Here is a 19,313-nt window from a genome sequence, read left to right as displayed (position 1 = left end):
CCCGGAGATTTCCAGCGTGATGTCTGTTCCCTTGCTTCGCCCCACGGCGACCCGCCTGGCCTGCACGGCCTTCGTTCTGTCGCTCGCCGGCTGCAGCACCTTCGACAGCATGTTCTCGTCGGACAAGGTCGACTACAAGGCCGCCTCGCGCCAGACCCAGGGACTGGACGTCCCGCCCGACCTGACCCAGCTCGCCAAGGACAACCGTGCCCAGGTCCAGGGCGGCTCCATCACGGCCTCCGCGCTGTCCGCGGTCAAGCCGGCGAACTCCACCAACGCGCAGTCCCTGGTGGCCGGCAGCGTCGCGGCCAACATGGCCGGCGAGGTGCGCCTGGAGCGCAGTGGCACCGACCGCTGGCTGCACACCTCGGCGACGCCTGAACAGCTGTGGCCGCAGCTGCGTAGCTTCTGGCAGGAGCGCGGCCTGGAAGTCACCAAGGAGCAGCCCGAGATCGGCGTCATGGAGACCAACTGGGCCGAGAACCGCGCCAAGCTGCCGCAGGACTTCGTCCGCTCCACCATCGGCAAGGTCTTCGACGGCCTGTACTCGACCGGCGAGCGCGACATGTACCGTACCCGCATCGAGCGCGGCGCCTCGGGCACGGACATCTTCATCAGCCACCGGGGCATGCAGGAGGTCTACACCTCGCAGGGTCGCGACTCGACCGCCTGGCAGCCCCGACCGGCCGACCACTATCTCGAAGCCGAGATGCTGTCGCGCCTGATGCTCAAGCTGGGCGGCAAGGAAGATGCGGCCAAGGCCGTCGTCGCCGAGGCCGGCCAGCCGGCACCGGCCAACACGGCCAGCACGCTCAAGATCGGCGGCGAAGCACCGCGCGCGCGCCGCGCCCTGTCCGAGGTGCCCGACAGCCTCAACGTCAACGATGGCTTCGACCGTGCCTGGCGCCGCGTCGGCCTGTCGCTGGACCGCCATGGCTTCACGATCGAGGACCGCGACCGCGCGGCCGGCCTGTTCTACCTGCGCTACGCCGACCCCGAGAAGGCCGGCCAGGAAGAGCCCAACTTCTTCCAGCGCCTGTTCGGCGCCAAGGCCTCCGAGCCGGTGCGCTACCGCGTCTCGGTCAAGTCCGAGGGCGACAAGAGCACGGTGCGCGTGCTGGACGACCGCGGCCAGCCGATCACCAACGACAACGCCAAGCGCATCCTGTCGCTGCTGATGGACGACCTGAAGTAATCAGAGCGTTCCGGACCCGGGGCTGGCCGCCATGATGCGCTTCTGCAGCCTCGGCAGCGGCAGCGGCGGCAACGCCACGCTGGTGGAGGCCAGCCAGGGCATCACGAGCACGCGACTGCTCGTCGATGCCGGCTTCAGTCTGCGCGAGCTCGTCAGGCGCCTGACGCGCGCTGGCTGCGCGCCCGAGGACATCGACGCGGTCTTCATCACCCACGAACATGGCGACCACATCGGCTGCGCACTGGCGCTGGCCGCGCGCTACCGCCTGCCGCTGATCATGAGCAGGGGCAGCTGGCGGGCCGTCGGCAGCACCGACTTCGACCCCGCCCTGCTGCGCATCGCCAAGGACGGCGAGGCTTTACCGCTGGGCGACATGGTGCTGCAGCCCTTCGCCGTGCCGCACGATGCCAACGAGCCCCTGCAACTGACGCTCAGCGACGGTGCGCGGCGCCTGGGCCTGGTGACCGACCTCGGCTGCGCGCCCGACGATGTCGCGGCCGCGCTGGCGGGCTGCCGGGCGCTGCTGCTGGAATGCAATCACGACGAGGCGCTGCTGCGTGCCGGGCGCTATCACCCGGCCCTGAAGCAGCGCATCCTCGGCAGCCACGGCCACCTTTCGAATGCCGCCGCGGCCGACCTATTGGCGCGCTGCCTGCATCCGGGGCTGGAAATGGTGGCCGCAGCCCATCTCAGCGAGCACAACAACACGCCGGACCTGGCGCGCGCCGCGCTGACCGAAGCCCTCGGCGCCAGCGCGCCGGAGATTCGCGTCGCCCATCCGACACAGGGTCTGGATTGGGTGGCCCTGAGCTGAACCCGGCGGCAAAACCCTGCCGCGCAAAGTTTTGTAATCGCGGCGCAGATCAGGCCGCCAACGTTGCAAAAAAAAAGAAAGCCGGCGCTGCTTGCGCAGCGCCGGCTTTCTTCATGGGGACGAAGCGATTACTTCGAAGCGGCGGACGCACCAGCGTCGGCAGCCGAAGCACCGGCGTCGGCTGCCGAGGCACCAGCGTCAACGGCGCTGGCGGCTTCCGAAGCGGCGGGGGCCACGACCGGAGCGGGGGCCTCAACCTTGGGTTCTTCCTTCTTGCTGCAGGCGCTCAGAGCAACAGCAGCCAGCACGGAAGCCAACAGGATCGACTTATTCATACTTGTCCTCAAACGTTTAAACGACGGTGCACACCATAATTTTGGGGCCGTGCACCAGTGCTCGCACCGACTGCCGACCCCGCAGTACAAGACGCGGAAAACCTCGAGCGCTTCCCTCGCCTAGCCGATGATTATAGGGGTCCGCATGTCGCAAACACTCACAACCCCAGCGTCGTGGGCGCAAATGAATCGCCGGAACGTTGTGCCAGGGCATCAAACCATTCCATGCAGCGCTGCCGCTGCGCGGCCTCAAGGCTGATTTCGCCCCGCCAGAGATGCCTGTCGAAGAGGCGCAGCGTCACTGCAGACTCGGCGCCAGCGGCCAACAGCAGGCTTTCAGGTGCCGCTTCCAGGCGCACTTCCGGCTCGACCGCCCGCGCGGTCACGCAATGCGCGTAGTCGCGCCGCCAGCGCACGAAGCGCGGGTGGCGCCGCGAGACGTCGTCGTATTGCAGGGCCAGCAGATGCAGCTGGCGGCCGGGCCGGGCCCAGGTGGTCAGCGCGGCCAGCGCCGGCGTGCTGGACAGCGGCCAATCGACGAAGCTGGCATCCCAGGCGTGCAGCTCGCGGCAACCCTGCTCGGAGGCCCAGGCCAGGGTCTCGACGAGCAGGTTCTCGAAGTCGGCACGCCCTGCAAAGCTCTGTGCGTTCATGATGCCAACGGCTGCACCCAGCCGTCCTCGGTCCACTGATCCAGCAGTTCGCGCGCCTCGGGCGACAGGCGCGCCACCTCGGCCGCGGTCAGCATGCGCCTGTCGGCCAGGCCGCGCATCAGCACCGCGTCGCGGCCGCCGGCGCGAAAGCTCTCGCCGTTCAGGAACACCTGGGCAGCGTCGTAGAGCATGCGGCTGCGCCGGTCGAGCATGGCGCCCTGCCCCGGCGGCAGCATGTCGCCGGGCTCGAACCAGACGTTGGCCTTGGGCTCGGTCAGCGCTTCGCCCAGCGCACGCTCCAGTGCCAGTGGACGCTGTACGGCGGCTTCGACGGCGCGGCGCGCGAAGTCCAACAGCGCCGCCGGCACCCTGGCCGGCTCAGTCGCGGCATCCTGTCGCGGGTCGGCGTAGAGCTTGCCGGCGCCATCGACCTCGTCGAGCAGGCGCGGCAGCAGCTCGGCGGCCAGGCCTTCTGCGGTCGAAGCTCGAAAACCCACCGAGCCAGTCACGCAGCCCGGGCCGACGGCGACGCCGTCATGCGCCCAGCCGGGCGGCAGGTAGAGCATGTCGCCGGGCTCCAGCACGAACTCCTGTTCAGGCTTGAAGTTGGCAATGATCTTCAGCGGCACGTCGTCGCGAAGCTGGGCGTCGCGCTGCGCGCCTATGCGCCAGCGGCGCCGGCCGGCGAGCTGGATCAGGAACACGTCGTAGGAGTCGAAATGCGGGCCGACACCGCCGCCGTCGCTGGCGACGGACAGCATCAGGTCGTCCAGACGCGAATCGGGCGCGAAGCGGAAGCGGTCCAGCAGCGCCCGGGCCGAGTCGAGATGCTGGTCGAGGCCCTGCACGAGCAGCGTCCAGCCGGGCTTGCTCATTGCCGGCAGGCGGGCGATGGGGCCACGCTTGAGCTTCCAGTCACCATCGAAGGCGGTGACAAGACGGCTCTCGACATCGTCGCGCGCGGCCAGCGCGGCGAGGTCCTTCAGCGACGCGGGCGGCGTCACGTCCGCGAAGGCCTGGCGCACCAGCAAAGGCTTCTTCTGCCAATGCTTGCGCATGAACTGCGCGGGGCTCAGGCCGGCGAGCAGGGGGGTCGGGAGATCGATCTGCATGCGAGCATTGTGCCGAGGGCCGCGTGCGAAAATCCGGCCCATGCAAGTGACCCGCCCCTGTGTCGTCTCCCTGCGCTGGAGACTCGACGATGCCCAGGGCCAGCTCATCGACGAGCTGGCCGAGCCCATGGAATTCCTGCTTGGGGGGGATGACCTGTTCGCCAAGGTCGAGGCCGCGCTGGAGGGCCAGGAGATCGGCTTCGAGACCGACCTCGCTCTACAGCCCGAGGAGGCCTTCGGCGACTACGACTCCAACCTGGTCTGCTTCGAGGCGCGCGGCCTGTTCCCGCAGGACGTGGAGCCGGGCATGCAGTTCGAAGGCCTGCCGGAAGGTGCCCTCACCGAGGGCATGCCCGACGCGGTCTACACGGTGACCGAGGTCTACCCGGAACATGTGGTGCTGGATGGCAACCACCCGCTGGCCGGCATCGGCCTGCGCATGCATCTGAAGCTGATGGACGTGCGCCCGGCGACCGAGGAGGAGGTGCTGGCCGGCTCTGTGGGCGAGCCTATCTTCATGGTGCAGACCGGCGCGCCGCCGGACGAGCCGATCCATTGAAACCAAGGGCGCCGGTGAGGCGCCCTTTCTGTTTCAGCCCTTGCCGGTGGAGCCGAAACCGCCGGCGCCACGCGCGGATGCGTCGAAGCTGTCCACGCGGCGGAAGGCCGCCTGCACGACCGGCACGACGACCAGTTGCGCGATGCGCTCGAAGGGCTGGATGACGAACTCCGACTGGCCGCGGTTCCAGCAGCTGACCATCAGCTGGCCCTGGTAGTCGCTGTCGATCAGCCCGACGAGGTTGCCCAGCACGATGCCGTGCTTGTGGCCCAGGCCGGAGCGCGGCAGGATGATGGCCGCCAGGCCCGGGTCGGCGATGTGGATGGCCAGGCCCGTCGGGATCAGCGTCGTCTGGCCGGGGGCCAACGTGATCGCCTCGTCGAGGCAGGCGCGCAGGTCCAGGCCGGCGCTACCGGGCGTGGCATAGGCGGGGATCTGCTCGGCCATGCGGGCGTCGAGCACTTGCAAGTCAATCGGGTGCATCAGGAAAGTCGTTTGGAGAGTTCGGCAATCAGCTCGCGCGCGAGGCTGAGCTTGTCCGCGCGGGGCAATTCGCGCCGGCCCTGCTCGTCGATGAGCAGCAGAGCGTTGTCGTCGCGGCCGAATGTGGCCGGGCCGAGGTTGGCGACGATGAGCGGGATGCCCTTGCGGCGGCGCTTGGCGTCGGCATGCTCGGCGAGCTTCTCGCTCTCGGCGGCAAAACCGACGCAGTAGGGCGGCTTGGGCAGCCTGGCCACGGCGGCCAGGATGTCCTGGTTCTCCGCCATCGCGAGGATCGGCGCCGTTGCGCCGCCTTCAGCCTTCTTCAGCTTGTGCTCATGCGTCTGCGCGGGGCGCCAGTCGGCGACGGCGGCCGTGGCGATGAAGGCGTGCTGATGGGCCGCCAGTGGCAGCACTGCATCGAACATCTGCCGGGCAGACTGCACGTCGATGCGCTGCACGCCGCGTGGCGTGGGCAGGTGCACCGGGCCGGCAACCAACGTGACCTCGGCGCCGGCCTCGGCCGCGGCGCGGGCGATGGCGAAGCCCATCTTGCCGCTGCTGTGGTTGGTGATGCCGCGCACCGGGTCTATGGGTTCGAAGGTGGGTCCGGCTGTGATCAGCAGCGTCTTGCCGCGCAGCGGCTTCGGCGCGAGGAAGGCCTCGACGTCGTCGAAGATCTCCTGCGCCTCCAGCATGCGGCCGTCGCCGATCTCGCCGCAGGCCTGGTCGCCGTTGGCGGGGCCGATGACGGTGGCGCCGTCGGCCCTGATCTGCGCGACGTTGCGCTGCGTGGCCGGATGCGCCCACATCTCGCGGTTCATGGCCGGCACGACCAGCAGCGGGCATTCATGGATGCGGCGGGCCAGTGCGGTCAGGCTGACGAGGTCGTCCGCCCTTCCTTGCGCCAGGGCCGCGATGGCATCGGCGCTGGCAGGCGCCATCAGCATCACATCGGCCTCGCGGCTGAGGTTGATGTGGGCCATGTTGTTATCGGGCCTGGCGTCCCACTGGCTGGTGTAGACGGGGCGGCCGGACAGGGCCTGCATGGTCACCGCGGTGATGAACTGCTCGGCCGCCTCGGTCATCATGACCTGTACGGTCGCCCCCCCCTTCACGAACAGCCGCGTCAGCTCGGCGATCTTGTAGCCGGCAATGCCGCCGGTCATCGCGAGGAGGATGTGTTTGCCGTGGAGGGGGCTCGTTGTCATCAGCGCTTCCTGAACACCAGGTCCCACACACCATGTCCGAGCTTGATGCCGCGGTTCTCGAACTTGGTCAGGGGACGGTAGGCGGGCTTGTCAGCATAGCCGGCCGCGGTGTTCAGGAGATGGGGCTCGGCCGACAGCACTTCAAGCATCTGCTCGGCATAGGGCTGCCAGTCGGTCGCGCAGTGCAGATAGCCGCCGGGCGCCAGGTGCCGAACGAGCTTCGCCACGAACTCGGGCTGGATCAGCCGGCGCTTGTTGTGGCGCTTCTTGTGCCAGGGGTCGGGGAAGAAAATGTGCACGCCGGCCAGCGCATCGGGGCCGATCATGTCGCGCAGCACCTCGACCGCATCGTGCTGGACGATACGGATGTTGGCGAGCTGCTTCTCGTCGATGAGTTTCAGCAGCGCGCCGACGCCGGGTTCGTGCACCTCGCAGCCGATGAAGTCGTGATCGGGCAGCGTGGCCGCGATCTCGGCGGTGGCGCCGCCCATGCCGAAGCCGATCTCCAGCACCAGCGGGGCCTTGCGACCGAAGACTGCTTCCGGATCGATGCGTTCGGGCTTGTAGGGCAGGACGAACTTCGGACCCAGCTCGGCCAGGGCCTTGATCTGGCCCGTGCCCATGCGGCCGGCGCGCGTGACAAAGCTCTTGATCGCGCGGCGCGGCGGCTGTTGCTGGTTGTCTTCCTCGGACATCAGCCCACCTCTGCCATCACCATGGGGGTTGCTGCGACATCGGCATCGCCCAGCGTGCAGGCGGCCAGGTAGGACGCGATGGCGCGATCGGCTGCTGCGTCGTCGGCAGCGTGGATCAGCGCCAACGGCTCACCGGCGGCGACGCGCGTGCCCAACGGCTTCACATCGGAGAAGCCCACGCGCATGTCGATGGCATCGCCCGCCTTGCGGCGGCCACCACCCAGCTCGACGATGGCAACGCCCAGCTCACGGGTCGACATGGTCGTGATGACACCGCCGCGCGGTGCCGCCACGGGCTTCACAACGGGTGCGGCGGTCAGGTAGGCGCCCGGGCGCTCCATCAGGTCGGCAGGGCCGCCCAGCGCGACGACCATCCTGGCGAACTTCTCGGCGGCGGCGCCGGAGTCCAGGGCGGCCTGCAGCTTCAAGCGCGCGGCGGCAGTGTCGGCAGCCAGGTTGCCCAGCACCAGCATTTCGGCGCACAGGGCCAGCGTGACTTCGTGCAGGCGCGGCTCGCGGTGTTCACCGGTCAGGTAGCGGATGGTCTCGATGACTTCCAGCGAGTTGCCGACATCGGTGCCCAGGATCTGGTTCATGTCGGTGATCAGCGCACGCGTCCTCAGGCCCGCGCCGCCGGCGACCGCGACGATGCTCTCCGCCAGTTCCTTCGCGAACTCGGGCGTGGACGCGAACGCGCCGTTGCCGCACTTGATGTCCATCGCCAGGCCTTCGAGGCCTGCGGCCAACTTCTTGGAGAGGATGCTGGCCGTGATCAGCGGCACGCTCTCGACGGTGGCCGTCACGTCGCGCGTCGCGTAGAAGCGCTTGTCGGCGGGCGCGAGGTCTGCGGTCTGGCCGATGATGGCGCAGCCCAGGGAGCGCACGATCTGGTCGAACCTGGCCGGCTCGGGCGTCGTCGTATAGCCCGGGATGGCTTCGAGCTTGTCAACCGTGCCACCCGTGTGGCCCAGGCCGCGGCCGGCGATCATGGGCACATAGCCGCCGCAGGCCGCCACCATGGGCGCCAGCATCAGGCTGACCTTGTCGCCCACGCCGCCGCTGCTGTGCTTGTCCAGCACCGGGCCAGGCATGTCGGGCCAGCGCATGACGCGGCCGGAGTTCATCATCGCGCGGGTCAGCAGCACGGCTTCATCGCGACCCATGCCTTTCAGGAACACGGCCATGCCGAGCGCGGCCACCTGGCCTTCGCTCCAGGAGTTGTCGACGAGGCCGCGGACGAAGTGGCTGATCTGCGCTTCGTTGAGCGCCTGGCCGTCGCGCTTGGCGCGGATGATTTCTTGAGCGAGCATGGTTCAGTAGGCGGCCGTCGAAGCGACGGATTCAGCGCCGGAAAGTACGGATTCGATATCGGTCAGCAAACCGCTGGCGCCAAAGCGCAGGCGTTGCGGGCTGAGGGCGTCGGCACCAAGGGTCGCTTCGGTCTGGGCGATATAGCCGGCGGCATCCGCCACCGAGCGCACACCGCCCGAGGCCTTGAAGCCGGCGGCCGGCAGGCCGCTAGCCGCGATCTCCTTCAGCATCACGGCGGCGGCTTCCGGCGTGGCGCCGGTGGGAGTCTTGCCGGTGCTGGTCTTGACGAAGTCGGCGCCGGCCGCCAGCGCCAGGCGCGTGGCCTGGGCAATACGCTGGGCCGTGCCGAGCTCGCCGGACTCGATGATCACTTTGAGCGTCAGCGGCCGGCTCGCATGGCGCACCTCGGCCAGGAACTCGGAGACCTCGGTGACCTTGTCGGCCAGCAGCGCGCGCCAGGGCAGCACCACGTCGACTTCGTCACCGCCGGCCTGCGCGATCTCGGCGACGTCCGCCAGCGCGCGCGGCAGGTCCAGCGCACCGTCGGGGAAGTCGGCCACGGCTGCGACCTTGATGGCGGCCGGCAGCGCGGCGCGCGCCTGGGCGACGAAGCGCGGCCAGACGCAGACGGCGGCCACGGGGCCGTACGCCGTCTGCGCGCGCTGGCACAGCGTGGCGATGTCGGCCGGCGTGTCGGCGTCGTTCAGGCTGGTCAGATCCAGGCAGGCCAGCGCCGTGCGGGCCGCGGACTGCAGGTCGATGGTCACAGCGGCACGTCCTTGAAGCTGGCCACCAGCGCGGACAGGAAAGCCGCGGCGCGCTCGCCGGACATCTGTGCCTGCTTCAGCGTCAGGTCATGCGTCAGCGCCTCGGCGGACAGGCCGGCGGCCATGTTGGTCATCAAAGCGATGCCCATGACCTTGAGGCCGGCGTGGCGGGCCAGGATGGTCTCGGGCACTGTGCTCATGCCGACGGCGTCGGCGCCCCAGGCCGCGAACATGCGGATCTCGGCAGCCGTCTCGAACTGCGGGCCCAACGCCCAGCAATAGGTGCCCTCGCCCAGCATCAGGTTCTCGCGCTTGGCCAGCGCCAGCGCGTGCTTGCGCAGGTCGGCGTCATAGGCGTTGACCATGTCGACGAAGCGGTGGCTGCCCTGCTCGCCGACGAGCGGGCTGCGCTGCGGGGCGTTGATGTGGTCGGCGATCAGCATCAGGCTGCCGGGCGGCATGTGGCTGCGCAGGGAGCCCGAGGCATTCGTCTGCACCACCACCTTGACACCCCAGCGCTTGAGCGTGCGCAGCGCGCCGGCCATGCCGGTGCAGTCGCCGCTCTCGTAGGTGTGGGCGCGGCCGCGCAGGAAGATGACGCGCTGGCCGCCGATCTGGCCGACGACGATCTCATTGACATGGCCTTCGACCTTGGGCTGCGGGAAGGCCGGCAGCTCGGTGTAGGGCAGGTTCTTCGCGTCCTGCACATGGCTGACGGCGCCGGCCCAGCCGGAGCCGAGCACGACGGCGACTTCGGGTGCGTTGCCGAACAGGGATTGCAGCTTGTCGACGCTCGCGGTGATCGCGACGTCGAGCTTGTTGTTGTCGATCATGGGAATCCTCAGAAATTCAGATGGGAGGGCCCAAAGCTGTGGGGCAGCAGTTCGGCCAGGGTCCAGCGTTGGCGGATGCCGCCCGGGTCGCCGGCGATGACGATGAGCTCCTCGGGCACGGCGAACTCGCGGAGCTTCTGGCGGCAACCGCCGCAGGGGGTGATGATGTCCGGCCCCGGGCCCGTGACCAGCACCGCCTTGGCCTGTTTGCCTCCGGCCATGATCATGGCCGTCAGCGCGGACGGTTCGGCGCACCACCCCTGAGGGTAGGAGGCGTTCTCCATGTTGGCGCCGATGTGGATGCGCCCCTGCTCGTCGAGGATGGCTGCGCCAACCTTGTACCTTGAGTACGGCGAATGCGAGAACTCGCGGGCGCGCAGCGACTCGGCCAGCAGGCGGTCCAGCAGGTCTTGGGAGAGGTCCATCAGCGTTCCTTCACGTAGGGTCGGCCCAGCGCCTTGGGCGCGATGGCAGAACCGATGAAGCCAGCCAAGAGGACCACAGTCAAGATATAGGGCAGCGCCTGGATCAGCTGCACCGGCACCTCGCCGATGCCCGGCAGTTGCACGCCCTGCAGCCGGATGGCCATCGCGTCCAGGAAACCGAACAGCAGGCAGGCGCCCAGCGTGGGCAGCGGCTTCCACTTGCCGAAGATCATCGCGGCCAGCGCGATGTAGCCGCGGCCGGCCGTCATATTGGGCGAGAAAGAGGCGTTCTGCGCCAGCGTCAGGTAGGCGCCGGCCAGGCCGCACAGCGCGCCGTTCATCAGCAGCGCCTGGTAGCGCAGGCCTTGCACGGACATGCCGGCCGCCTCCACCATGGCAGGGTTCTCGCCGACTGCCCGCAGGCGCAGGCCAGGGCGCGTGCGCTCCAGGAAGAACCACACCGCCGCGACCATCAGGAAGGCCGTGTAGACCAGCGCGTTGTGACTCAGCAGGCCATGGCCGAAGACGGATGAGAACCAATGGCCCGGCTGCGGCTCCGCGAAGCCCGGGGCGAGGGCCGTCAGGCGCACGTCGGGCTCGATGGGCGGCGTCTGGCCGCCCTGCTGGAACCAGGCGATGCCCAGTACGACCGTCAGTCCGGCGGCGATCATGTTCAGCGCGACGCCGGAAACGACCTGGTCGCCGCGGTTCGTCACGCAGGCAAAGCCATGCACCATGGACGCGAAACTGGCCACGACCACGGCAGCCAGCAGGCCCCAGGCCGCTGAATGCGTGACTGAGGCCACCGCCGCCGCGGCGAAGGCGGCCAGCAGCATCTTGCCTTCCAGGCCCAGGTCGATGACGCCGGCGCGCTCGGACAGCACACCCGCCATTGCGCACAGCAGCAGCGGCGCACTGACGCGCAGCGTGGACGCCAGCACCGAGGCAATCAGTACCTCATCCATCAGCGGCCTCCCTTCACGGCAGCGTAGAGGCGCGCAAACAGCGGCGCGCTGACGGTGGCCATCGCGCCCGAAAACAGCACGATCAGGCCCTGCGCCGTGACGACCATCTCGCGGGAGAAGCCCTGCAACTCGAACGACACCTCGACGCCGCCCTGGTAGAGCACGCCGAACAGCAGTGAGGCCAGCACGATGCCGAAGGGATGGTTGCGTCCCATCAGCGACACGGCGATGCCGGTGAAGCCGGCACCGGCGACGAAGTCGAGCGTCAGCTTGCCCTGCACGCCGGAGATCTCGTTGATGCCCACCATGCCGGCCAGCGCGCCTGAGATGGCCATGGCCAGCATGATCTGGGCACGCGGCCGGATGCCGGCGTAGTGGGCAGCACGCGGCGCACTGCCGACGGCGCGCACCGCATAGCCGGCGGCGCTCTTCCACAGGAACCAGCCGACCAGGACGCAGGCCACCAGCGCGATGACGAGGCTGAGGTTGAGCGGAGAGGACGGCAGCTCGACGCCGAATGCGGCGGCGATCTGGTGCAGCGCCGGCATGCGGGCGCTGTCGGCGAACTCGGCCGACTCCACCGCCATGCTGTCGGCCGGGCGCAGCCAGTTCACCAGCAGATAGCCGTTCAGGCCGGCGGCGAGGAAGTTGAACATGATGGTCGTGATGACGACGTGGCTGCCGCGCCAGGCCTGCAGGTAGGCCGGCAGCGCCGCCCACAGCATGCCGAAGCCGGCGGCCGCGACGACCAGCAGCGGCAGCATGATGATGGCCGGCAACTTGGCACCCAGCCACAGCGCGACCAGCGCCACGCCCACGCCGCCCAGCGTCGCCTGGCCTTCGCCACCGATGTTGAACAGGCCCGCGTGGATGGCCACGGCGACGGCCAGGCCCGTGAAGATGAAGGTCGTCGCGTAGTACAGCGAGTAGCCCAGGCCGCGCACGCTGCCCAGCGCCCCATCCAGCAGCACGGTCAGTGCCTGCCAGGGGCTGTGGCCAATGACCATGACGACGAGGCCGGCCACGACCAGCGCGATGGCGAGATTCCACAGCGGCAGCAGGCCGATGTCGATCCAGCGGGGGAGTTGCAAAGGCTGGCTCATGCAGCGGCCCGTTCTTCTTGCGCGGCCATCAGCAGGCCGAGGCGACGTTCGTCGCAGTCTTCAATGGCGAGTTCACCGGTGATGCGGCCGCAGTTCATGACGACGACACGGTCCGCCAGCGCCAGGATCTCGTCCAGTTCGCTGCTGACCAACAGCACCGCGCAGCCGGCGTCGCGCAGCGCGCGCAACTGGTGGTGGATGAATTCGATGGCGCCGATGTCAACGCCGCGCGTGGGCTGGCCCACCAGCAGCACGGTGGGCTGCTCGCCGATCTCGCGGGCCAGGATGAGCTTCTGCTGGTTGCCGCCGGAGAACTTGCTGGAGCCCAGATTCTCGTCGCGCGGGCGCACGTCGAAACGCTCCTGCATCTGCCGCGTGGCCTCACGCATTGCGGCGTGGTTCATGGATGCGCCCTTGCGGTACTTGGGCAGGCCCTGGTAGCCCAGCACGGCGGACTCCCAGGCAGGGAAGTTCATGACCAGACCGACGGCATGCCGGTCCTCGGGCACATGGGCCAGGCGCAGCGGGCGGGCCTGGACCGTGTCCAGCCAGGCCTCGGGCGTGAAGCTCTTGCCGCCCAGCGACATCTGCCCGCCCTCTGGCGCGCGCAGGCCCGACAACACCTCCAGCAGCTCGCTCTGGCCGTTGCCCGACACGCCGGCCACGCCGACGATCTCGCCGGCCTTCAGCGTCAGGCTGACATCCTTCAAGGCCGCCACGCCGTTGGCATGCTTGAGGTTGAGTCCGTTGGCCTGCAGCCGGACCTCGCCGGCTTGCACCTCCATGCCCTCGGGCCGGCCCAGCGTGACCTTGCGGCCAACCATGGACTCGGCCAGCGCCTCCTCGCTCCATTGCGCAATGGGCCGCGTCTCGACGACCTGCCCCTGGCGCATCACCGTGACGGCACCGCACAGGCTCATGACTTCCCTGAGCTTGTGAGTGATGAGGATGAGCGTGGTGCCCAGTTGCTGCAGCTTGCGCAGCGTGACGAAGAGCTGGTCGGTTTCCTGCGGCGTCAACACCGCGGTGGGCTCGTCCAGGATCAGGATCCTGGCGCCGCGGTACAGCGCCTTCAGGATCTCCAGCCGCTGCAGCTCGCCCACCGGCAGGTCGCTGACCAGCGCGTCCAGGTGCACCTGCAGGCCGGTCTCGGCCATCAGCGCTTCCAGCTTGGCGCGCACCTTGGCCTTGGACGGCGTCAGGAAGAAGCCGCCTTCGGCGCCAAGCATGATGTTTTCCAGGCAGCTCAGCGTGTCGACCAGCATGAAGTGCTGGTGGACCATGCCTATGCCCAGCTGTATGGCCTGCTGCGAGTTGGCGATGTGGACGGGCTGGCCGTTGACCTCGATGGAGCCCGAGTCGGCGTGGTAGTAGCCATACAGGATGGCCATCAGCGTGCTCTTGCCGGCGCCGTTCTCGCCGACCAGGCCATGCACGCTGCCCGCGGCGATGTCGAACGACACCTCGCGGTTGGCTTGCACGGCGCCGAAACGCTTGGAAATCGCCTGCAGGCGGACGGCGGGCGTGCTCACGCTGCCGCTCAGAACTTGCAGGCGTCGCCGGCCATGTAGTCCGACACCTTCACCTTGCCGGCGATGATGTCGGCCTTCACGGCGTCGACCTTGGCCTTCAGCGCCGGGGTCAGCAGCTTGGCGTTGTTCTCGTCGGCCGCGTAGTCCACGCCGGCCTCCTTCAGACCCAGCACCTGCACGCCCGGCTTCCATTCCTTCAACACGTTGTAGACGGCCACGTCCACGCGCTTGACCATGGAGGTCAGCATGGTGCCGGGCTGCAGGTGGTTCTGGTTGCTGTCCACACCGATGGCGAGCTTGCCGGCGTCCTTGGCGGCCTGGTAGACGCCTACGCCGGTGCCGCCGGCGGCGGCGAAGACCACATCCGAGCCCTTGGCAAACTGGGCCTTGGCCAGCTCACCGCCGCGGGTCGGGTCGTTCCAGGCGGACGACGTGGTGCCCGTCATGTTCGAGAACACCTCGATCTTGGGCAGGGTCGCCTTGGCGCCCTGCTCGTAGCCGCACTGGAACTTGCGGATCAGCGGGATGTCCATGCCGCCCACGAAGCCCACCTTGCCGGTCTTGCTGGTCAGGGCCGCCATCGCGCCGACGAGGTAGCTGCCCTCCTGCTCCTTGAACAGCACCGACTGCACATTGGGCATGTCGACCTTGGCGTCGATGATGGCGAACTGGGTCTTGGGAAAGTCCTTGGCCACCTGCTGCAGCGCAGAGGCCTGGGCAAAACCGATGCTGATGATGGGGCTGGCGCCACGCTCAGCCATGCGGCGGATGGCCTGCACGCGCTGGGTGTCGTTGCTGATCTCGAACTCGAGATAGGCCTTGCCCGACTCCTTCTTCCAGCGCTCGGCGCCCTGGTAGCCGGCCTGGTTGAACGATTTGTCGAACTTGCCGCCCATGTCGAAGATCACCGCGGGCTGCTGGGCCGCCTGGGCGGCGCCGCAGGCGAGCAACAGGGCCAGGGAGAGGCTGTGCAGAGCAAACTTCATGGAGTGGCGTTGGGCAAGGCGAAAGGGGCGCATTGTAGAAAACATCCCTCAAGTTTTACTGGCTAGGAAAATACCGATTCACCCGACCCCGGCTTGGCGCAACTTGCGGTGTGCGGCGCGGGCATGGGGCAACCACCCCAGTGTCGCCCAACGCCGCCACATCAGCAGGCCTCGAATCCACTCATCCGCCGCGTAGGCAATCCAGACGCCCACCAGCCCCCAGCCCAGGTGCAGGCCCAGGAACCAGCTGCCGCCCGCCAGCACCAGGGCCATGGAGGCGGCGCCGGCCGCTACGGGGTAGCGCGCGTCGCCGGCGGCGCGCAGCGCGTTGATGACGACGAGGTTGAAGGTGCGGCCGGGCTCCAGCAACACCGTCCACCACAGCAGCGTGCAGCCCAGCGCGATGATTTCGGGGTCGGACGTGAAGCGGCTCAGCAGCCAGGGTCCGGCCAGCGCGAAGCCGCCGGCCACGACGAGGGCGACGGCGAAGCCCAGGGCCAGCGACTTGCGCACCAGCCTGTGGGCTGCGTGCAACTCCCCCGCGCCAATCATGTGGCCCACCAGGATCTCGACGGCGAAACCCGTGGCCAGGCTGAACATCAGGATCACGTGCAGCAGCTGCATCGTGTAGGCATGGGTAGCCAGCGCGTTGGCGCCCAGCTGGGCCACGGCCGCCAGACTCATCATGAAGGCGGCCCGCCAGGCGATGTTCTCGGCCGCACCGGGGATGCCGATGTGCAACACCGTGGCCAGGGGCGCGCGCACCAGGCGCCACCAGTCCGGCGCGCGCAGGCGCAGGCCCAGCCGCGCGCGCCACAGCGTGATGTGCAGACCCAGGCCCATGCCGCGCCCGACGACGCAGGCCAGCGCATAACCGACCAGGCCCAGGTGGGGCATGACCAGCAAGGCCAGCGCCAGCGTCACCACCTGGATGACGACGACGACGAGCAGCGCCTCACGGCTGCGCAGATGGGCGCGCATGACGCTGGACATGTTGGCATTCAAGGCATCCAGCAGCAGGGCCGGGGCCAGCGCCTGCAGCAGCGTGCGGGCCAGCGGCGCCACCTCGGCCGGCGTGTTGACCAGGCTCAGCAGCGGCCCGGCCGCCGCCAGCGCCACGCCGGCGCCGGCCAGCCCCAGCCAGGTGCTGGCGCCGACGACGGCCCGGGCCACCGCGTCCGCCTGTTCGCGCCGGCCTGCGCCGAGAGCCTGAGTCACGGCCACGCTGACGCCCGCGCCGATGACACGGAACAGCACGAACAGGGCCGCGAAGACCTGGTTGGCGATGCCGAAGGCCGCGCCGCTGTTGTCCGACAGCCGCGCTGCCAGGGCGGTGCCGATGACGCCTATGCCTATGCCCAGCAGCAGCTCGAGCAGCAGCGGCCAGGTCAGCGGAAAGAGGCGCGGGCGAGCCAACCGGGCCGTCATGGCCGGGTCCAGAGGCCGGGATTCACACAAGTCACGACAAGCTCGCCAGAATGCGCGGGCATCCTAAAGGAGTAACCATGCCGAAACCCGCCGCCCATGCGTTCGCCAGCACCCAGGCCACCTTCAAGACCGCCTCCGGCAAGTCCGGCCAGCTGTTCTCCCTGCCCAAGCTTGCCAAGGCCTTCCCCAACGTGGCGCGCCTGCCGCTGTCCGTGCGCGTCGTGCTGGAGAGCGTGCTGCGCAACTGCGACGGCAAGAAGGTGACGACCGAGCATGTGGAGCAGTTGGCCAACTGGAAACCCAACGCCGCCCGCGTCGACGAGATTCCCTTCGTCGTGGCCCGCGTCGTGCTGCAGGACTTCACCGGCGTGCCGCTGCTGGCCGACCTGGCGGCGATGCGCAACGTGGCCGCCGGCATGGGTCGCAACCCCAAGGCCATCGAACCGCTGGTGCCGGTGGACCTGGTCGTGGACCACAGCATCATGATCGACCACTACGGCACGAAGAAGGCGCTGGACCTGAACATGAAACTCGAGTTCCAGCGCAACCGCGAGCGCTACGAGTTCATGAAGTGGGGCATGCAGGCCTTCGACACCTTCGGCGTCGTGCCGCCGGGCTTCGGCATCGTGCACCAGGTGAACCTGGAGTACCTGGCGCGCGGCGTGCACAAGACCAAGGGCGGCGCGCTCGCGACCTACTACCCCGACAGCCTGGTCGGCACCGACAGCCACACGACCATGATCAACGGCATCGGCGTGGTCGGCTGGGGCGTGGGCGGCATCGAGGCCGAGGCCGGCATGCTGGGCCAGCCGGTCTACTTCCTGACGCCCGACGTCGTCGGCTTCGAGCTGACCGGCCGGCTGCGCGAGGGCGTCACTGCCACCGACCTGGTGCTGACCGTCACCGAGATGCTGCGCAAGCACAAGGTGGTGGGCAAGTTCGTCGAGTTCTTCGGCGAAGGCACGGCCAGCCTGTCGGTACCGGACCGCGCCACCATCGCCAACATGGCGCCCGAGTACGGCGCGACGATGGGCTTCTTCCCGGTGGACGGCAAGACGGTCGACTACTTCAAGGGCACAGGCCGCAGCAAGTCCGAGATCGAGGCCTTCGAGGCCTATTGGAAGGCACAGCAGATGTTCGGCGTGCCCAAGGCCGGCGACATCGACTACACGTCCGTCGTCACGCTGGACCTCGGCACCGTGGCGCCCAGCCTCGCCGGCCCGAAGCGCCCGCAGGACCGCATCGAGATCACCCACCTCTCCAGCCAGTTCGCGGAGCTGTTCAGCAAGCCGGTGGCCGAGAACGGCTTCAACCAGCCCTCGACCAAGCTGGCGCAGACCTACAAGACCGAGTCCGGCCTGGAGATCCGCAACGGCGACGTGCTGATCGCCGCGATCACCTCCTGCACCAACACCAGCAACCCCGGCGTGCTGCTGGCCGCCGGCCTGTTGGCGAAGAAGGCCGTCGAGGCGGGCCTGCGCGTGCAGCCGCACATCAAGACCTCGCTGGCCCCGGGTTCGCGCATCGTCACCGAATACCTGGAGAAGGCCGGCCTGCTGCCCTATCTGGAAAAGCTGGGCTTCAACCTGGCCGCCTACGGCTGCACCACCTGCATTGGCAACGCCGGCGACCTGACGCCCGAGCTGAACAAGCTCATACAGGACAACGACCTGGTCTGCGCGGCAGTGCTGTCGGGCAACCGCAATTTCGAGGCCCGCATCCATCCCAACCTGAAGGCAAACTTCCTCGCCAGCCCGCCGCTGGTGGTGGCTTACGCCATCGCCGGCAACGTGACCAGGGACTTGATGACCCAGCCCGTCGGGGTCGGCAGCAAGGGCAAGCCGGTCTACCTCGGTGACATCTGGCCCAGCAGCGACGAGATCCACCGGCTGATGAAGTTCGCGATGGCTCCCAAGGCCTTCAAGGACAACTACGACCAGGTTGGCCGCAAGCCCGGCAAGTTGTGGGACGCCATCAAGGGCGTGAAGGGCCAGGTCTACGACTGGCCCAAGAGCACCTACATCGCCCAACCGCCCTTCTTCGAGGGCTTCGCGATGACGCCGCCGGCGCTGGAGCCCGGCGTGAAGGGCGCGCGCATCATGGCGCTGTTCGGCGACTCCATCACGACCGACCACATCAGCCCGGCCGGCTCCTTCAAGGAGACCACGCCCGCGGGCCAGTACCTCACCGAGCACGGCGTGCTGAAGGCCGACTTCAACTCCTATGGCGCGCGGCGCGGCAACCACGACGTCATGGTGCGCGGCACCTTCGCCAACGTGCGCGTGAAGAACCTGATGCTGCCCGCCCGGCCCGACGGCTCGCGCGAGGAAGGCGGATACACGCTGAAGGACGGCGTCAAGACCACCATCTACGACGCCGCCATGGCTTACATCGCCGAGGGCCGGCCCACCGTCGTCTTCGCTGGCGAGGAGTACGGCACCGGCTCCAGCCGCGACTGGGCCGCCAAGGGCACGCAGCTGCTGGGCATCAAGGCCGTCGTCGCCAAGAGCTTCGAACGCATCCACCGCAGCAACCTGATCGGCATGGGCGTGCTGCCGCTGCAGTTCAAGGCCGGCGATTCCTGGGAGAGCCTGGGCCTGACCGGCACCGAGCTCATCGACATCGCGCTTGCCGGCGACATCAAGCCCCAGGGCGACGCCACGATGACGATCACGCGCCCCGATGGCTCGACGCAGCAGGTGGCGCTCACACTGCGCATAGACACCGCCATCGAGGTGGACTACTACCACCACGGCGGCATCCTGCCTTTTGTACTCAGGCAGCTTCTCGCTGCCTGAGCACGCAGGCAAGCCTGCTGCCATGTTGATTGCCGCGCGACCGCACGTCGAGGAGCTGCTCCGGCTGCGGGCGACCTGACCCGCAGGCGGCATTTAAGGAACTTCCCGGGG

General features: G+C 68.5%; 19 protein-coding genes. 4 read left to right on the top strand and 15 right to left on the bottom strand.

Annotated features, from left to right (window positions below; genetic code table 11):
* The first annotated feature begins 19 nt into the window (after positions 1–19).
* Entirely contained in the window at positions 20–1,195 is a 1,176-nt protein-coding gene (bamC, locus tag JOY88_RS08930; protein WP_293501911.1) for an NlpB/DapX family lipoprotein, read from the top strand.
* 31 nt (positions 1,196–1,226) lie between these two features.
* Positions 1,227–2,009 carry an MBL fold metallo-hydrolase gene (locus JOY88_RS08925; RefSeq protein ID WP_524539203.1) on the top strand — a complete coding sequence of 261 codons (783 nt, stop codon included), beginning with the start codon at positions 1,227–1,229 and terminating at the stop codon, positions 2,007–2,009.
* Positions 2,010–2,137: 128 nt separating this feature from the next.
* On the opposite strand, the gene JOY88_RS08920 is transcribed toward JOY88_RS08925, so the two are convergent.
* The 3 genes from JOY88_RS08920 to JOY88_RS08910 form a co-directional block, all read right to left on the bottom strand.
* The gene (locus JOY88_RS08920; RefSeq protein WP_293501910.1) at positions 2,138–2,344 is read right to left on the bottom strand and encodes a hypothetical protein; all 207 of its coding nucleotides are present in this window, start codon (positions 2,342–2,344) and stop codon (positions 2,138–2,140) included.
* 158 nt (positions 2,345–2,502) lie between these two features.
* Positions 2,503–2,997: a hypothetical protein gene (locus JOY88_RS08915; RefSeq protein ID WP_293501909.1), complete on the bottom strand. Its 495-nt coding sequence runs from the start codon at positions 2,995–2,997 to the stop codon at positions 2,503–2,505.
* Positions 2,994–4,109 carry a JmjC domain-containing protein gene (locus tag JOY88_RS08910; RefSeq protein WP_293501908.1) on the bottom strand — a complete coding sequence of 372 codons (1,116 nt, stop codon included), beginning with the start codon at positions 4,107–4,109 and terminating at the stop codon, positions 2,994–2,996. Before JOY88_RS08910 ends, JOY88_RS08915 begins: the two co-directional genes overlap by 4 nt.
* Positions 4,110–4,149: 40 nt before the next feature.
* Between JOY88_RS08910 and JOY88_RS08905 the strand changes: the two genes are divergently transcribed.
* Positions 4,150–4,668: an FKBP-type peptidyl-prolyl cis-trans isomerase gene (locus JOY88_RS08905; protein WP_293501907.1), complete on the top strand. Its 519-nt coding sequence runs from the start codon at positions 4,150–4,152 to the stop codon at positions 4,666–4,668.
* A 33-nt stretch (positions 4,669–4,701) separates the two neighbouring features.
* Here the strand turns inward: JOY88_RS08905 and dut are convergent, their stop codons facing one another.
* From dut to JOY88_RS08845, 12 genes are all read right to left on the bottom strand, one after another.
* Complete coding sequence (gene dut / locus JOY88_RS08900) at positions 4,702–5,151, bottom strand: dUTP diphosphatase (protein WP_293501906.1); 450 nt, start codon at positions 5,149–5,151, stop codon at positions 4,702–4,704.
* The gene (gene coaBC, locus JOY88_RS08895) at positions 5,151–6,359 is read right to left on the bottom strand and encodes a bifunctional phosphopantothenoylcysteine decarboxylase/phosphopantothenate--cysteine ligase CoaBC (RefSeq protein WP_293501905.1); all 1,209 of its coding nucleotides are present in this window, start codon (positions 6,357–6,359) and stop codon (positions 5,151–5,153) included. Before coaBC ends, dut begins: the two co-directional genes overlap by 1 nt.
* A complete protein-coding gene (gene trmB, locus JOY88_RS08890) occupies positions 6,359–7,054 on the bottom strand; it encodes a tRNA (guanosine(46)-N7)-methyltransferase TrmB (protein ID WP_293501904.1) in 696 nt (231 codons plus the stop codon). Before trmB ends, coaBC begins: the two co-directional genes overlap by 1 nt.
* The gene (gene deoA, locus JOY88_RS08885) at positions 7,054–8,364 is read right to left on the bottom strand and encodes a thymidine phosphorylase (RefSeq protein ID WP_293501903.1); all 1,311 of its coding nucleotides are present in this window, start codon (positions 8,362–8,364) and stop codon (positions 7,054–7,056) included. Before deoA ends, trmB begins: the two co-directional genes overlap by 1 nt.
* Before the next feature lie 3 nt (positions 8,365–8,367).
* Positions 8,368–9,132 (bottom strand): deoxyribose-phosphate aldolase, encoded by a 765-nt coding sequence (deoC, locus tag JOY88_RS08880; RefSeq protein ID WP_293501902.1) that lies wholly within the window; start codon positions 9,130–9,132, stop codon positions 8,368–8,370.
* Entirely contained in the window at positions 9,129–9,965 is an 837-nt protein-coding gene (locus JOY88_RS08875; protein ID WP_293501901.1) for a purine-nucleoside phosphorylase, read from the bottom strand. Before JOY88_RS08875 ends, deoC begins: the two co-directional genes overlap by 4 nt.
* A gap of 8 nt (positions 9,966–9,973) precedes the next feature.
* A complete protein-coding gene (gene cdd, locus JOY88_RS08870) occupies positions 9,974–10,390 on the bottom strand; it encodes a cytidine deaminase (RefSeq protein WP_293501900.1) in 417 nt (138 codons plus the stop codon).
* A complete protein-coding gene (locus JOY88_RS08865) occupies positions 10,390–11,355 on the bottom strand; it encodes an ABC transporter permease (RefSeq protein ID WP_293501899.1) in 966 nt (321 codons plus the stop codon). The genes cdd and JOY88_RS08865 overlap by 1 nt, the downstream gene beginning before the upstream one ends.
* On the bottom strand, positions 11,355–12,446 hold the full coding sequence (locus tag JOY88_RS08860) for an ABC transporter permease (RefSeq protein ID WP_293501898.1): 1,092 nt from the start codon (positions 12,444–12,446) through the stop codon (positions 11,355–11,357). The genes JOY88_RS08865 and JOY88_RS08860 overlap by 1 nt, the downstream gene beginning before the upstream one ends.
* Before the next feature lie 8 nt (positions 12,447–12,454).
* Complete coding sequence (locus tag JOY88_RS08855) at positions 12,455–13,990, bottom strand: ABC transporter ATP-binding protein (RefSeq protein WP_293501897.1); 1,536 nt, start codon at positions 13,988–13,990, stop codon at positions 12,455–12,457.
* 8 nt (positions 13,991–13,998) lie between these two features.
* Complete coding sequence (locus JOY88_RS08850; protein WP_293501896.1) at positions 13,999–14,976, bottom strand: BMP family lipoprotein; 978 nt, start codon at positions 14,974–14,976, stop codon at positions 13,999–14,001.
* 78 nt (positions 14,977–15,054) lie between these two features.
* Positions 15,055–16,404, bottom strand: a complete 1,350-nt coding sequence (locus tag JOY88_RS08845; RefSeq protein ID WP_293501895.1) for an MATE family efflux transporter — start codon at positions 16,402–16,404, stop codon at positions 15,055–15,057.
* A 77-nt stretch (positions 16,405–16,481) separates the two neighbouring features.
* Here JOY88_RS08845 and acnA point away from each other — a divergent pair, with 77 nt between their 5' ends.
* A complete protein-coding gene (acnA, locus tag JOY88_RS08840) occupies positions 16,482–19,202 on the top strand; it encodes an aconitate hydratase AcnA (RefSeq protein WP_293501894.1) in 2,721 nt (906 codons plus the stop codon).
* Positions 19,203–19,313 lie beyond the last annotated feature (111 nt).

It is taken from the genome of Roseateles sp. (assembly GCF_019237615.1).
Classification (GTDB): Bacteria; Pseudomonadota; Gammaproteobacteria; order Burkholderiales; family Burkholderiaceae_C; genus Pelomonas.
The sequence above is the reverse complement of the archived record's forward strand: the minus strand, read 5'-3'. Positions and strand labels throughout refer to the sequence as shown.

Excerpts from the sequence above, each read along its gene's own strand:
- JOY88_RS08875 (WP_293501901.1), bottom strand. The coding sequence starts at position 9,965 with ATGATCGACAACAACAAGCTCGACGTCGCGATCACCGCGAGCGTCGAC.
- trmB (WP_293501904.1), bottom strand. The coding sequence starts at position 7,054 with ATGTCCGAGGAAGACAACCAGCAACAGCCGCCGCGCCGCGCGATCAAG.
- JOY88_RS08865 (WP_293501899.1), bottom strand. The coding sequence starts at position 11,355 with ATGGATGAGGTACTGATTGCCTCGGTGCTGGCGTCCACGCTGCGCGTC.
- JOY88_RS08910 (WP_293501908.1), bottom strand. The coding sequence starts at position 4,109 with ATGCAGATCGATCTCCCGACCCCCCTGCTCGCCGGCCTGAGCCCCGCG.
- JOY88_RS08905 (WP_293501907.1), top strand. The coding sequence starts at position 4,150 with ATGCAAGTGACCCGCCCCTGTGTCGTCTCCCTGCGCTGGAGACTCGAC.
- coaBC (WP_293501905.1), bottom strand. The coding sequence starts at position 6,359 with ATGACAACGAGCCCCCTCCACGGCAAACACATCCTCCTCGCGATGACC.
- deoA (WP_293501903.1), bottom strand. The coding sequence starts at position 8,364 with ATGCTCGCTCAAGAAATCATCCGCGCCAAGCGCGACGGCCAGGCGCTC.
- bamC (WP_293501911.1), top strand. The coding sequence starts at position 20 with ATGTCTGTTCCCTTGCTTCGCCCCACGGCGACCCGCCTGGCCTGCACG.
- JOY88_RS08920 (WP_293501910.1), bottom strand. The coding sequence starts at position 2,344 with ATGAATAAGTCGATCCTGTTGGCTTCCGTGCTGGCTGCTGTTGCTCTG.
- JOY88_RS08850 (WP_293501896.1), bottom strand. The coding sequence starts at position 14,976 with ATGAAGTTTGCTCTGCACAGCCTCTCCCTGGCCCTGTTGCTCGCCTGC.
- acnA (WP_293501894.1), top strand. The coding sequence starts at position 16,482 with ATGCCGAAACCCGCCGCCCATGCGTTCGCCAGCACCCAGGCCACCTTC.
- JOY88_RS08845 (WP_293501895.1), bottom strand. The coding sequence starts at position 16,404 with ATGACGGCCCGGTTGGCTCGCCCGCGCCTCTTTCCGCTGACCTGGCCG.
- JOY88_RS08915 (WP_293501909.1), bottom strand. The coding sequence starts at position 2,997 with ATGAACGCACAGAGCTTTGCAGGGCGTGCCGACTTCGAGAACCTGCTC.
- dut (WP_293501906.1), bottom strand. The coding sequence starts at position 5,151 with ATGCACCCGATTGACTTGCAAGTGCTCGACGCCCGCATGGCCGAGCAG.
- cdd (WP_293501900.1), bottom strand. The coding sequence starts at position 10,390 with ATGGACCTCTCCCAAGACCTGCTGGACCGCCTGCTGGCCGAGTCGCTG.
- JOY88_RS08925 (WP_524539203.1), top strand. The coding sequence starts at position 1,227 with ATGATGCGCTTCTGCAGCCTCGGCAGCGGCAGCGGCGGCAACGCCACG.